The organism is Stenotrophomonas maltophilia (assembly GCF_006970445.1).
Classification (GTDB): domain Bacteria; phylum Pseudomonadota; class Gammaproteobacteria; order Xanthomonadales; family Xanthomonadaceae; genus Stenotrophomonas; species Stenotrophomonas maltophilia_AU.
Window position 1 is genome coordinate 2,095,281 of the sequence record NZ_CP033877.1, and the last position, 14,094, is coordinate 2,109,374.

The window sequence follows — 14,094 nt, forward strand, 5'->3', positions numbered from 1 at the left end:
GGGCGTGTTCGTGGATCAGGTCAGGCAGGCGTCAGAACTCCTGCCAGTCTCCGTCGGCCAGTTCGGTGGCCATCGGGCGACCGCCAGCGGTGCGGCGGGCCGGCGGTGCCACCGGTGCCGGGGCGACCGGCGCAGTGGCTCGCGGGGCCGGGGCGGCGGCGACGCGCGGGGCGGTGACGACCTCGGCTTCGTCGACCACGAAGATCGACACCGCTTCGCTGAGATGGCCGGCCTGTTCTTCCATTGCACGTGCGGCGGCGGTGGCTTCCTCCACCAGCGCGGCATTCTGCTGGGTGGTCTCGTCCATCTGCACCACGGTCTGGTTGACCTGCTCGATGCCAGCCGACTGTTCCTGCGAGGCAGCGGAAATCTCGGCCATGATGTCGGTCACGCGCTGCACCGAGGCGACGATCTCACCCATGGTCGCGCCGGCCTTGTGCACCAGTGCCGAGCCATCGTTGACCTTGCCGACCGAGTCGTCGATCAGGCCCTTGATCTCCTTGGCGGCGGCGGCCGAGCGCTGGGCGAGGGTACGCACTTCGCTGGCGACCACGGCGAAACCACGGCCCTGTTCACCGGCACGCGCGGCTTCCACTGCGGCGTTCAGCGCCAGGATGTTGGTCTGGAAGGCGATGCCGTCGATGACCGAGATGATCTCGGCGATCTTCTTCGACGAGGCTTCGATGGCCGACATGGTGGTGACCACCTGGCCGACCACGCTGCCGCCCTGCGAGGCGACGCCGTGTGCGCCGATGGCGAGCTGGTTGGCCTGGCGGGCGTGCTCGGCGTTCTGGCGCACGGTGGAGGTCAGTTCCTCCATCGAAGCAGCGGTTTCTTCCAGGTTGGCGGCCTGCTGCTCGGTGCGGCGCGACAGGTCGCTGTTGCCCGAGGCGATCTCGCCGGCGGCCGAGCTGATCGCGCGGCTGGACTGCTTGATGCGGGTGACGATCTCGCTCAGCTGCGCGGCGGTGGCGTTGGCATCGTCACGCATGCGGGCGAACACGCCCTGGTAGTCGCCGTGCATGCGCACGGTCAGGTCGCCCTGCGACAGCGCGGCAAGCAGTCCGGAGATCTGTTCGATGCTGCCAGCGTTGGCGTCCAGCAGGCCGTTGATCTGCTGGGCCAGCTGCAGGAAGAAGCCTTCCTTGTCGGTGGCGTCGATGCGGCCGGACAGGTCACCAGCGGCGGCCTGGGCGATCACGCGTGCCACTTCGGCTTCGACCTGCGCTTCCTGGGTGCGGTCGCGCCATTCCACCACGTAGCCGACGGTGTCGCCGCCTTCGTTGCGGATGGTCGAGACCACCTGGGCGAACTGGGCATCGCCATACTGCATCGGGCGACGGGCGACGCCGTGTGCCTTCAGGTTGCCCAGCAGGGTCTGGTCCATCTCGCCGCGGTGTTCAAGCACGGTGACCGGCTTGCCGATCAGCGAGGCCTGCGCATCGAAGTCCGGCAGGTCGCGGCGCACGTCGTCCTGGTACTGGCTCAGGGTCTGCTGCAGGGCGCGGTTGCTGTAGACGATGGTGTTGCTGGTGTCGGTCAGGTACACGCCGGTCGAGCTGTAATCCAGCGCGGTACGGATGCGCAGGTTCTCGCGGGCGATGGCCTGGTCGGTCTCGATGCGCTCGCGCAGGTCGCGCTGCATGCGCTGCATGGACTGCATCAGTTCGCCCACTTCGTCCTGGCGGCTGACGTCGATGTGGCCATCGAGCTTGCCGCCGGCGACGTCGTTGGCGACCGAGACGGCGCCACGCACGCTGCCGACCAGGGCGCGGGCAAACAGCCACACCAGCACCAGGCCGAGCGCGGCGCCGCCCAGTAGGGCGATCACGGTCAGCACGGCCGAGGCGGAGTAAGTGGATTCGGCCTCTTCGCGCGAGGCGCGGGCGAGGCGGTTGTCTTCGGCGATCAGCGCTTCCAGCGCCGAGGCGGCCTTGCGGTGCTTGGTGCGGGTTTCGCCGACGAAGGTATCGATGGCGTCGTCCGGCAGGTCCAGTTCCAGCATCTCGGTGACGCTGTCATAGGAAGCCAGGGCGTCCTTCCATTCCTTGGCGAAGGTGTCGAACAGCTTCTTCTGCTGCGGGTTGTCGACCAGTGCCGGATAGCCCTTGATCGACTTGTCCATGCTCTCGCGCAGTTCGACGGCCTGCTTGCGTGCATCGGACTTGACGTCGTCGCTGGCGCGGATCAACTGCTGGTAGGCGGCATTGCGGTATTCGCCCAGCATGCCGCGCATCTCGCCGGCCATGCGGATGCTCTCCATGCGCGAACCGGCCAGTTCGGTGGTGACGTTGTTCAGCGAATGCAGGCCACGATAGGCGACGATGCCCTGCAGCAGCATCACCAGCAGGATGACGCCGAAGGTCAGCATCAGCTTCGGCATCAGTTTCAGGTTGTTGATCCACGGCATGGGCGTTGCAGGCTCCTAAGGCAGACGCGCCCGGGCATCGGGCCCGGTTGCAGCAGGAACCACGCCGGCACCAGGTCCGGCGTGGCTCGACGAACAGCGGATTACTTGATGTTGGCCAGCTTCAGTGCCGACGGCGAGCTGACTTCGATTTCCGCACGCGAAGCGTCGCGCTGGATCTTGCCGATCACGCAGACGGTCTTGCCTTCCAGGGTTTCCAGCGGGAAGGAGAACTTGCCGCGGTTCTCACCGGCGATGCGGGCCGAGAAGGTGTGGCGCGGGAAGGCGCCGCCCATGTACAGGAAGGTCGGCTGGCCTTCGGAACCTTCTGCGTAGCGGGCCTTCTCGACCTTGCCACAGACCATGCCGTCCTTGCCGACCGAACGCGGTGCCAGTTCCGGCGGGATCATGTCGGCCGACTGGGCGAAAGCGGAGGCGGCGGTGGTGGCCAGGACAGCGGCCGAAACGAACGCAAGCAGGGACTTCATCGAGGGGTATCTCCGGGGATGGTAACGGTCGGGCCGGTCCTGCGCGCTCCTGCGCGGCCGGCTTCTGTCCCCCTATCGGCATCGCCGGGGGGAACTGAAGGGTCTTGTGACTGGAACGTGAAGCAGTTCCGTTTACTCAGGCGGCGACGTCTTCGGCGAGGCTGGCCTGGCCCATGTCGGCGCTGTCGAGCAGGGTCTCGATGTCCAGCAGGATCAGCATGCGATCGTCGTGGGTACCGATGCCGGAGATGAAGCGGGTATCGACGGCGGCACCGAATTCCGGGGTCGGGCGGATCTGCTCGGCCGACAGCGGGATCACGTCGGAGACGCTGTCGACGACGATGCCGACCACGCGGTCTTCCACGTTCAGCACGATCATCACGGTGAAGGCGTCGTAGCGGGCGTTGTCCAGGCGCAGCTTCAGGCGCAGGTCGATGACCGGGACGATGGTGCCGCGCAGGTTGATCACGCCCTTGATGTAGTCCGGCGCATCCGGCACGCGGGTGACGGCGTCGTAGCCACGGATTTCCTGCACCTTGAGGATGTCCACGCCGTAGTGTTCGTCACCAAGGGTGAAGCTGAGGAATTCGCCACCGGCGCTGGCGGCGGAGCTGGTCTTGTCGTTCATCGAGGGGTCCTGGTTCTGCCGGAAGTCCCGGTGTCAGGCTCGATATCGGCCCCGTTGGAGGGGACTTTAGGAGCCGGGGGGAGGGCATCCACGCATGGCGTGGATCTACCGGGGAGCGTGCGTGGATGGGGTCAGATCCCTTTTCAGGGAAAAGGGATCTGACCCGGCATGCGTTCCAGGGTTGCCGGCCAGCGACCGGCACGACCGGTCGGACGGCCTCAGAGCTCGCCGTTGCGGCGCGCCTTGCGTTGGCGGTCGATGCGGAAGATGTAGCGCTGGATGGCGCTGTCGGCGCCGCGCGGCAGGCTTTCGAAGCGCATGCCCACGCGCTTGACCTCGATGCCGTTGGGCTGGCGCTGCGGCAGCAGATTGCAGACCACCAGTTCGATGTCGAGGTCGGGGCCATCGGGCAGCGACAGCTGCGCCGGATAGCGCTTCTGCAGGCCGAACACTGCACAGTCACTGGGAACCACCACGGCCAGGCCGCCGCCGCTGATGTCCACCACCCGCATCGACAGCGCTTCGGCACGCGCTTCGCCGGGTGGCAGCAGCAGCTGCGGCGAGTCGGTGACGGGGGTTTCCAGCCGGTACAGCTCGCGGCGCTGCAGGTGCACCAGTTCGTCCGGCAGCGGGGCGCGGAAGGCCACGTGGCCGTCGTTGTCCACGCGCTGCAGTTCGTGCAGGCGGAAGCGCACCAGGACCCGTTCGAGCTGTGCGAAGCACAGCAGGTGATCGGCCTGCTCGGCGGCGCGGTTGGCGGCTTCCTGCGGGCTGCCATCGAGCAGCAGAAAGTCCTCGTCCTCGTCGAGGTCGAGCAGGGCGGTCGGGAAGGAACGGTCGCGGCCGTCGATATGGGCGTTGATCAGCGATCGCTGGTCGATCAGCGAGCGCAGCAGCTGGCGCAGCTGACGCGGGTTGCGGACCAGGAAACGCTCGTCAGCGGCGTCAGCCGCGTGGACATCATGCACTGCAGTGTCGTTGCCGTCGGACATGGAATCTACGGTCAGGGGCGGGCGCCAGCACGCGTTGGTGCGAGGCTCGATGGGGATATCGGCCTCTGCACCGGATTATGAAGTGAGATTTGCATCACTTTCCATGCGTGAGGGGTCAGATCCCTTTCCCGCGAGGAAGGGATCTGACCCCGGGTGCATCAGAACTCCTGCCAGTCGCCGTCCGCGGCCAGCGCCGGCTGGGCCGTCGCCGTACGTAGCGCACGCGCCGGGGCCGGCTTTGCGGCCGGTGCGGCGGCTGCGACCTGGCGCGGTACCGGCGCCGCCAGCGGGCGTGCCGGGATGGCCGTCGTGCCCTGCGATGCCAGCCGGAAGCGGGCCACGGCTTCACCCAGCTGCATGGCCTGGTCTTCCATTGCGCGTGCGGCGGCGGTGGCTTCCTCCACCAGCGCGGCATTCTGCTGGGTGGTCTCGTCCATCTGCACCACGGTCTGGTTGACCTGCTCGATGCCGGCCGACTGTTCCTGCGAGGCGGCGGAGATCTCGGCCATGATGTCGGTCACGCGCTGCACCGAGGCGACGATCTCGCCCATGGTGCTGCCGGCCTGGTGGACCAGGCTGGAACCTTCGGCGACCTTGCCGACCGAGTCGTCGATCAGGCCCTTGATCTCCTTGGCGGCGGCGGCCGAGCGCTGGGCGAGGGTGCGCACTTCGCTGGCGACCACGGCGAAACCACGGCCCTGTTCACCGGCACGCGCGGCTTCCACCGCGGCGTTCAGCGCCAGGATGTTGGTCTGGAAGGCGATGCCGTCGATGACGCTGATGATCTCGGCGATCTTCTTTGACGAGGCTTCGATGGCCGACATGGTGGTGACCACCTGGCCGACCACATCGCCGCCCTGCGAGGCGACGCCGTGTGCGCCGATGGCGAGCTGGTTGGCCTGGCGGGCGTGCTCGGCGTTCTGGCGCACGGTGGAGGTCAATTCCTCCATCGAGGCAGCGGTTTCTTCCAGGTTGGCGGCCTGCTGCTCGGTGCGGCGCGACAGGTCACTGTTGCCCGAAGCAATCTCACCGGCGGCCAGGGTGATGCTGCCGGCGCTGGCCTGGATCTGGCCGACGATCTGGGTCAGCTGTGCAACGGTGGTATTGGCATCGTCGCGCATGCGTGCGAACACGCCGTTGAACTGGCCGTCCATGCGTGCGGTCAGGTCGCCGGCGGCGATCGACTGCAGCAGCTGCGAGAGCTGGCCGAGGTTGCCGTCGGCCACCTGCATCATGGTGTTGAGGTGCTCGATCATCAGCTTGAAGTCGTGCTGGAAACGCTGGGCGTCGCCGCGCTGGCTGAAGTCACCGGCGGCGGCCGCCGCGGCCAACTGCTGGATCTGCGAATTGATTGCCAGCAGGCTGGCCTTGGCTGCATCCATGGATTCGTGCAGGATCGCGCGGCTGCCGGGCAGGCGGCGTGCATCCGGGGTGAGGTTGCCGATGGCGTACTGGTTGAGCACGTCGATGGCATCGCGGATCGAGTCGAGATGTTCGAAGATGACCGTGTTGATACCGCCGGCCAGCTGGCCGTAGACGCCCGGGAAGTCTTCCGGGATACGGTGGCTGATGTCCGGTCCGGCATGCATCTGCGCCATCAGCTGGGTCTGTTCGCTGAAGCGGCGCAGCATCGCGGTCATCTCGGCAGTGGCGGCCAGCATCTTGCCGGCTTCGTCCTTGCTGGTGGCCTGGGTGCTGACGCTCAGGTCGCCGCGGGCGACGGCCTGGATGGCATGCACGGCCTTGCCGAGCGGACCGGTAACGGCGCGCGAGATGACTGTGGCCAGCGCGGCGGCCACCAGCGACAGCAGCACGATGCAGCTGACGATGGCGATCATGCTGGTGCGATGGGTGGCGTTGGCATCGGCGATCTTGCCGTCCATCAGACCGGCGATGTGGGCGCCCAGGGTCTTCATTGCGGCGAACAGGTCGCGGCGCGCCGGACGCGACTGCTCATCGGAGATCTGCTGTGCGAGGGCGCCATCACCTGCGGCTACGGCTTCGCGCATGGCTTTGTTGGCGGCGAAGTAGCGATCCAGCTGCGCGCTGGCGGCACGATACAGCTCACGTTCCTTGGCCAGTGCCGGCAGTGCCGAATAGGCGGCCAGTTCCTCATGCACGGTCCTGGCGGTGTCGTCCATGCGCTTGTTGTAGTCGGTCACTTTGTCCGGCTGGTCGAGCATGCTCAGCAGGGCCAGTTCGTAGGTGCGGAACTCCCCCAGCTGTGAGCGCGCCTCGCCCAGGTGCTGGACCGACGGAATATCGTTGCTGGCCATCTCGCCGAGCTGCTTGTTGGCCTCGCTCAGGCGCAGCAGGGCGAAGGCGCCGAGGACCAGGGTCATCAGCGTGGTAAGCGTGAACCCCACGGCCAGCTTGCGGGCGATGGGCAGATCTTGGAACCACTTCATGCGGGGTGCTCCAGGTGGGCAGGGTGCCGGCGGCGGTGCGCCGGCTGGGGGTGGTTGCATCGCGAACGGTGGTGCCCGGTGGGGGTTCGGTGACGGCCGTCAAAGCGAAATAGCGGCGCAGTTCGGATGGACTTTATGGACGCAGATCACATTCGGTTGCGTAGGGATGACAGTGCGAAAGTGCTGCAGTGGCGGGGCTTTCGCTTGCGTGAGGTGGTTGCATGCGCAAGCGCTGCAACGACAGAGTTCACAGAAGGGATGGGTCAGATCCCTTCTCCTTGAAAAGGGATCTGACCCCGGGGTGGGACCTCTTGGCAGAGCGCGCACAAACAAAAACCGCCGCCCCGAAGGGCGGCGGTCCAGTGCACGCATGCAGCGTGGGTCAGGCGGCCTGCGGCATCCGCAGCGAGCGCACCAGCCCGCCGATATCGACGATCAACGCGACGCGGCCGTCGCCGAGGATGGTGGCACCGGACACCCCGCCGATGCGGCGGTAGTTGTTCTCGATGTTCTTCACCACCACCTGCTGCTGGCCGACGAGCTCGTCTACTTCCAGCGCGATCTTCTGGCCATCGCCTTCAACCACCACCACCAGCGATTCGCTGCCCGGTGCGCGGTTGCCGTAGCCGTAGTACTCGCTCAACGACAGGATCGGCAGGTACTCGCCACGCACGCGCAGTACGCGGCCTTCGCCGGCCATGCTGCGGATGTCCTCGGCCTGCGGCTGCAATGCCTCAAGCACATAGGCCAGCGGCAGGATCAGGGTTTCACCGGCCACCGCCACGGTCATGCCATCGAGGATGGCCAGGGTCAGCGGCAGGCGGATCAGCGTGCGGGTGCCGGCGCCGAGGCTGCTTTCGATCTGCACCTCGCCCCCGAGCGCCTGGATGTTGCGGCGGACCACATCCATGCCGACGCCACGCCCGGACAGGTCGGTGACCGCATCGGCAGTGGAGAAGCCGGGCTGGAAGATCAGGTCCCAGACCTGCGAATCGGTCGGGTTGTCCGGCACCGCCAGGCCACGTTCGTGAGCCTTGGCCAGGATCTTGGCGCGGTCGAGGCCGCGACCGTCGTCGCTGACTTCGATGACGATATGGCCGCCCTGATGCGAGGCCGCCAGCGTGATCGTGCCGGTCTCGTCCTTGCCCGCGCCGCGACGCACGTCGGGCATTTCCAGGCCGTGGTCGATCGAGTTGCGCACCAGGTGCACCAGCGGATCGGCGATCTTCTCGATCAGTCCCTTGTCCAGCTCGGTGCCTTCGCCGACGGTGCGCAGGCGCACCTGCTTGCCCAGGCGGCTGGACAGATCGCGGACCAGGCGCGGGAAGCGGCGGAACACCGCATCGACCGGCAGCATGCGCACGCCGATCACCGCTTCCTGCAGGTCGCGGGTGTTGCGTTCGAGCTGGTCCAGGCCGGCGAACAGGCTCTCGGCGTGGACCGGGTCCAGCGCATGCGAGACCTGCTTGAGCATGGCCTGGGTGATGACCAGTTCGCCGACCAGGTTGATCAGCGCATCGACCTTGTCGACGCTGACGCGGATCGAGGTTTCCGCTTCCTGGCTGGCACTACCGCTGGCGGCAGGCGCGGCAGGTGCCGACGGCGCCGCTGCGACCGGAGCGGGAGCCGCTGCGGCCGGGGCCTGGGTGGCCAGGCTCGGCGGCGCGGCCGGACGGATGTCCAGCTCGCAATCGTCCAGCACCCAGGCGAAGGTGTCTTCGATCTTGCTGCGTGGCACCTTGCCGACCAGGCCCAGATCCCACGCCAGGTGGGCTTCGAGCGGATCGAGCTGGGCGAAGCCCGGCAGGCGGTCCATGCGCGCGGCGACCTGCAGCGAGCCAAGGTGTTCCAGTTCGCGGATGATGCGCAGCGGATCGTTGCCGCTCATGAACAGCGACGGCGCCGGGGTGAAGCCGATCTGCCAGGCTTCCGGCGTATCGTCCACCTTGGCTGCGGCGGCAGCCGGGGCGCTCGCTGCGGCCTGGCCGGAAAGAACCGCTTCCAGGCGTGCCTTCACCGCAGCGACCGCAGCCGGATCGGCGGCCTGGCCGTGTTCGGCTTCGCGCAGCAGGGCGCGCAGCACGTCCACCGAGGACAGCATGGCGTCGACGGCGTGGCCTTCCAGTGCCCGCTTGCCGGCGCGCAGCTCATCGAGCAGCGTCTCCAGCACGTGGGTCAGGCCGGCGATCGCCTCGAAGCCGAAGGTGCCGGCGCCGCCCTTGATCGAGTGGGCGGCGCGGAACACCGAATTGATGATCTCCGCGTCCTGCTGCCCCGATTCCAGGGCCAGCAGGCCAGCCTCCATCGCGTCGAGGCCTTCGCGGCTCTCCTCGAAGAAGGTGGCGTGGAAGCGTTGCAGGTCCATGCTCATGGCAGTGGTGGTCCGGAAGCGAAGAGGGGGAGCGGTGCGGGGCGATCAGCCCAGCACTTTCTGCACGGTGGCGACCAGCTGTTCGGGATTGAACGGCTTGACCAGCCAACCGGTGGCACCGGCGGCCTTGCCTTCGGACTTCTTGTCGGCGGCAGATTCGGTGGTCAGCATCAGCAGCGGGGTGAACTTGTAGTCCGGCAGCTGGCGCAGTTCGCGGATCAGCGCGATGCCGTCCATGTTGGGCATGTTGACGTCGGTGACCACCGCATTGAAGCGCTGGCCCTTGGCACGACCGAGCGCGACCGCGCCGTCTTCAGCTTCTTCGACGGTAAAACCGGCCGAGGTGAGGGCGAAGGACACCATCTGGCGCATCGACGCCGAATCGTCCACCACCAAGATACGTGCGCTCATGCAGCGTTCTCCACAGATTTCAGGTTGTCATGGGTTACGTCCAGGCCCAGGGCCTGGGTGACGCCCAGCAGGCGCGCGGCGTCACGGAAGGTTGCGGTGCAACCGTGGAAGCCGGTGCCCAGGCCTGCCTCGCGGCGGGCCTGCACGAACGCACACAGCACCTGCACGGCGGCCGTGTGGATGCGGGCGACCTGGCTGGCATCCAGGGTCAGCTCGCCTGCCTGCTCCACCAGTGGGGCGAGGCGGTTCTTGAGCTCGGTAGTGCTCTCGATGCCGAGATCCCCACCCAGTTCGACAGTGCTCATCGTTGCTCCGGACAAACGGTTCCGTGATCCATAACGGCAACCCGGTGGGGTTCTTTAGGGGAATCGACGCGGTGCGTCGATGCGGTCGCTGTTGAAAAGGGGACGGAGGGGATTAAGTCGCAATCGACCTGGCTCTACTGCAGTCCCCTCGGCAACGGCGTCCCCGACAGGCACCGCTTCGGCGCAAAGCGCCGAGCCACTTGCGACTTAATCCCCTCCGTCCCCTTTTTCTTTTTGGTTCAGCTCAGCAGCCGGGTGGCGTCGAGCAGGATCATCGGGCGCTGGCTGACCCGGGCCACGCCGCGGAACAGGTCGTTTGAGATCTGGCAGATGCGCGCGGTATCGGGCGGTTCAATCTGCGAATCGGTGAGGTTGGCGACATCTTCCACCGCGGACACGCGCAGGCCGATGGTTTCGCCGTCTTCCTCCAGCACCACGATGCGGGTCTGTGCGTCGTCCTCGGCGGCGGCCGCGCCCAGGTGCAGGCCCAGATCCATCACCGGAACCACCTGGCCGCGCAGGTTCATGATGCCCAGCATTGCTGCAGCGGTGCCGCGCAACGGCAGCAGCGGTACCGGCAGCACGACCTCCTGAACCTTCAGCAGTTCCAGGGCATAGGCCTGGGTGCCGCAGCGCAGGCGCAGCCAGCGCGAGGTGCGTTCGCCGGCGCGACGGTTCTGCGGATGCGGGCTGCGGGCCGGTTGGTGGGCCTGCGCCTGCAGTTCCTGCCAGGTGCCGGGGCGGTTGCCTGCGGGGGCATCGACGGCGACGCGTGGCGGCGGTGTGGCGGCGCGTGCGGCCGGGGCCGGGGCCGGTGCAGGACGTGCCGCCGACGGTGCCACCGCTGCTGCAACAACGGCGGGTGGCGGCGTGGGCACGTCTTCGCCACCGGCGGCCGCTTCGAAGGCGGCCTGCAGGCCGGGGCTGTCGGTGTGGGCGAGGCGATGGCTGTCCGCCGGGTCGGTCTCGTAGATCACTTCGTCCGGAAGATCGTCCCAAGTGGGTTCCGGACCCGTTTTGGCAGCGGCCGCAGCCGGTGCCGGCGCGGTTTCGTGGATGACTTCGTCGGGAAGGTCATCCCAGGTCGGCTCGCGTTCCGTGATCGCGGTGCTGGCCGGTGCGGCGGCGGCCTCGAAGGCCGCCTCCAGTGCAGCCTCATCCTCGGACGGGGCCGCAACGACGGCATCCGTTTCGTAGATCACTTCGGCCGGCAGATCGTCCCAGGTGGGTTCGCGTTCTGCATCGATCACGCTGACGGGCGCGGAGGCGGCATCGAAGGCAGCTTCCAGCGCGGGGTTGTCCTCGCTCGGCATGGCGGCGACGGATTCCGTTTCGTAGATCACTTCGGCCGGCAGGTCATCCCAGGTCGGCTCGCGCTCGGCGACCGCTTCGACCGCCGGGCCCGGCCCGGCGCTGGCGGGCGACAGCACGGCAGGCGGCGGCGCGACAATCGCTTCGCCCAACAGTTCGTCCAGGTAATCGTCGAGGATGCCGGTGCTGTTCATGCGGCCTGCTCCAGGGCGCGGGCATCCTCGCCCAGGATCCAGTTCAGCGCACGGCGGTAGGCGGCCAGGCCGCGGCCCGGGTAGTCCTCGCCAACGCTCGGCAGGGTCAGGCCGGCGGCATTGCTGATGCGGGTGTCGATCGGAATCGCGTCTTCCCACACGCGGCTGCCATGACGGTCCTGCATGGTGCGCAGCGACTCGTTGCCGGCGCGGGTGCGGCGGTCGAACAGGGTCGGCAGGATCGAGATCGGCAGCGGGCGGCGGCGCGAACGTTCGACCATCTCGCCGGTGCGGACCATGCCATCCAGGCCGTGCAGGGCCAGCGGCTCGGCCTGGGTCGGGATGATCAGGCGATCGGCTGCGGCCAGCGCGTTGATCATCAGCAGGCCGAGGGTCGGTGCGCAATCCAGCAGGATGTAGTCGTGCTGGCCCTGGTGGCGCGACAGGGCGTTCTGCAGGGCCAGGCCGAGACCGGGTTGGTTGGCGCTGCGGCGTTCCAGCGTGGCCAACGCCGACTGTGCGCAGACGTAGTCCAGGCCATGGATGCTGCTGGCATGGCACAGGCCGGACAGGTCCGCTGGCGGTGCGCCGAACAGTTCCAGTACGCCGGCCGGCGGCGGGTCCACCGGCACGCCGAAGGCGCGGCTGAGCGAGGCATGCGGATCGAGGTCGATCAGCAGCACGCGATGGCCGAGCGCGGCCAGGCCGCGGCCGAGGGCGAGGGTGGTGGTGGTCTTGCCGACTCCGCCCTTCTGGTTGGCGACTGCCCAGATGCGCATCGGATTACTCCTTCATTGCCGGGGGAACGGCGGCGCCGACGCGGCTGCCAGCCGGCACCGGCGGCAACTTCACCGGTGCGATGGGGGAGGTGGGGGCGCTGGCCGGAGTTGCGGCGGCCTGTTCGTTAGCGGTGCTGTCGGTGGCGCCGGTGGCTGCGTTCAGGCGCTGGCCGAGCGGGTCCACCGAGTGCGACGTGTCGGCCAGGATGATGACCATCACCCGGCGGTTACGGTTGCGGCCCTGCGCGCTGTCATTCTCTTCGCGCGGGCGGAACTGGCCATAGCCGACCATCGCCAGCCGCGACGGCTGCACGGCCTGGTCGGCGAACAGATGCACCACGCTGGCGGCGCGTCCGGCTGACAGCTCCCAGTTCGACGGGAAGGTGGCGGTGGCGATCGGCACGTTGTCGGTGTGGCCTTCCACGCGCACGCTGTTGGGTACGTCGCGCAGCACCTCGGCCAGGCTGGCCAGGGTCTGCCGCGCATGCACGTCCAGCGCGGCCGAGCCGGTGGGGAACAGGATGTCGCTGTTGATCTCGACCTCGATCCACAGTTCCGTGCGGCGCACGCTGATCATGCCGCGGTCGATCAGCGGCGCCAGCGCGGCGGTGAGGCGGTCGGCGATGCTGTTGAGCTGGCGCTCGGCACGCGCGATCTGCTCCTGGTTGTGCACCGAGACCGGCATGCGCATCTGCGAGGCCATCGACGGCAGCAGGGTCGGGTCGTGCGAGGGTGCCGGTGCGGAGGGGCCGACCTTGGTGCCGGACTTGATCACCGAGGGGCTGTCCCAGCCGCCGCCCTGCACCTGCTTGTTGCCGACCTGCACCGGGTTGATCGTGCGCGGTGCGCCACCGAAGGCATCGGTGAGCGCGTCGGCCATGATCCGGTACTTGCCCTCGTTGACCGAGGAGATCGCGTACATGACCACGAAGAAGGCGAGCAGCAGCGTCATCAGGTCGGCATAGGGGATCGCCCATGCTTCGTGGTTGGCGTGCTCTTCGTGGTGCTTGCGGCGGGCCATGTCAGTGCAGGAAGCCGGAGAGGTTGGTTTCGATGTTGCGCGGGTTCTCGCCCTGGGCAATCGAGATCAGGCCTTCGATGACCATCTCGCGGTCGCGCGTGTTGTGCGAGATCACACTCTTGAGCTTGGCCGAGATCGGCAGGAACAGCAGATTGGCCGAGGCAATGCCGTAGATCGTTGCGGTGAACGCGGCGGCGATGCCGTGGCCGAGCTTGCTGGGGTCGGCCAGGTTCTTCATCACCGCGATCAGGCCCAGCACGGCACCGATGATGCCGAGCGTCGGTGCGTAGATGCCCATCGCTTCGAACACCTTGGCGCCGGCCTGGTCCTGGTGTTCCTGGCTGCCCAGTTCGATTTCCAGCATGTGCCGCATCGATTCGGGTTCGACACCGTCCACCAGCAGCTGCAGGCCCTTGCGCAGGAACGGGTCCTGCTGCGCTTCCACCTGCGATTCCAGGCCCAGCAGGCCCTGGCGGCGGGCGATGTTGCTCCACTCGACGATCTGCTGGATCAGCTCGCGGCGATCGCTGTGTGGCGGGCGCACGACCCAGCGCACGATCTTGAAGGCGTGCTTGAACACTGCCGGCGAGGTGTGCAGCAGGATCGCGGCCACGGTGCCGACGATGACGATCACGAACGCCGCAGGCGACCACAACGACGCCAGGCCGGCGCCCTTGAGGATGCTGCCACCGACCAGCGAGGCCAGGGCGAGAAAGAGTCCAATGAGGCTGAGTCTATCCATGGATCCGGTATCGGCTTGTATGAATGGGACTTGAGAC

The 14,094-nt window shown here is 67.6% G+C and carries 12 protein-coding genes; all 12 read right to left on the minus strand.

What is annotated here, in order from left to right:
• Nucleotides 1-31: 31 nt before the first annotated feature.
• On the minus strand, nucleotides 32-2,410 hold the full coding sequence (locus EGM71_RS09690; RefSeq protein WP_188489485.1) for a methyl-accepting chemotaxis protein: 2,379 nt from the start codon (nucleotides 2,408-2,410) through the stop codon (nucleotides 32-34).
• Between the two features lie 101 nt (nucleotides 2,411-2,511).
• Entirely contained in the window at nucleotides 2,512-2,895 is a 384-nt protein-coding gene (locus EGM71_RS09695; protein WP_188489486.1) for a hypothetical protein, read from the minus strand.
• A gap of 136 nt (nucleotides 2,896-3,031) precedes the next feature.
• Complete coding sequence (locus tag EGM71_RS09700) at nucleotides 3,032-3,523, minus strand: chemotaxis protein CheW (RefSeq protein ID WP_014037088.1); 492 nt, start codon at nucleotides 3,521-3,523, stop codon at nucleotides 3,032-3,034.
• Nucleotides 3,524-3,741: 218 nt separating this feature from the next.
• A complete protein-coding gene (locus EGM71_RS09705) occupies nucleotides 3,742-4,515 on the minus strand; it encodes a flagellar brake protein (protein WP_188489488.1) in 774 nt (257 codons plus the stop codon).
• A 158-nt stretch (nucleotides 4,516-4,673) separates the two neighbouring features.
• Nucleotides 4,674-6,923, minus strand: coding sequence for a methyl-accepting chemotaxis protein (locus EGM71_RS09710; protein ID WP_188489490.1), 2,250 nt, complete (start codon nucleotides 6,921-6,923; stop codon nucleotides 4,674-4,676).
• Nucleotides 6,924-7,305: 382 nt separating this feature from the next.
• Nucleotides 7,306-9,294, minus strand: coding sequence for a chemotaxis protein CheA (locus tag EGM71_RS09715; RefSeq protein ID WP_188489492.1), 1,989 nt, complete (start codon nucleotides 9,292-9,294; stop codon nucleotides 7,306-7,308).
• Nucleotides 9,295-9,339: 45 nt separating this feature from the next.
• Nucleotides 9,340-9,705 carry a response regulator gene (locus tag EGM71_RS09720; protein WP_188489494.1) on the minus strand — a complete coding sequence of 122 codons (366 nt, stop codon included), beginning with the start codon at nucleotides 9,703-9,705 and terminating at the stop codon, nucleotides 9,340-9,342.
• Nucleotides 9,702-10,010 (minus strand): STAS domain-containing protein, encoded by a 309-nt coding sequence (locus EGM71_RS09725; RefSeq protein WP_014647026.1) that lies wholly within the window; start codon nucleotides 10,008-10,010, stop codon nucleotides 9,702-9,704. The genes EGM71_RS09720 and EGM71_RS09725 overlap by 4 nt, the downstream gene beginning before the upstream one ends.
• Before the next feature lie 239 nt (nucleotides 10,011-10,249).
• The gene (locus EGM71_RS09730) at nucleotides 10,250-11,515 is read right to left on the minus strand and encodes a chemotaxis protein CheW (RefSeq protein WP_188489496.1); all 1,266 of its coding nucleotides are present in this window, start codon (nucleotides 11,513-11,515) and stop codon (nucleotides 10,250-10,252) included.
• On the minus strand, nucleotides 11,512-12,294 hold the full coding sequence (locus tag EGM71_RS09735; RefSeq protein WP_188489498.1) for a ParA family protein: 783 nt from the start codon (nucleotides 12,292-12,294) through the stop codon (nucleotides 11,512-11,514). Before EGM71_RS09735 ends, EGM71_RS09730 begins: the two co-directional genes overlap by 4 nt.
• Nucleotides 12,295-12,298: 4 nt before the next feature.
• Nucleotides 12,299-13,315 (minus strand): flagellar motor protein MotD, encoded by a 1,017-nt coding sequence (gene motD / locus EGM71_RS09740; RefSeq protein ID WP_188489500.1) that lies wholly within the window; start codon nucleotides 13,313-13,315, stop codon nucleotides 12,299-12,301.
• A gap of 1 nt (nucleotide 13,316) precedes the next feature.
• A complete protein-coding gene (locus EGM71_RS09745; protein ID WP_014037096.1) occupies nucleotides 13,317-14,057 on the minus strand; it encodes a flagellar motor protein in 741 nt (246 codons plus the stop codon).
• Nucleotides 14,058-14,094: the final 37 nt, after the last annotated feature.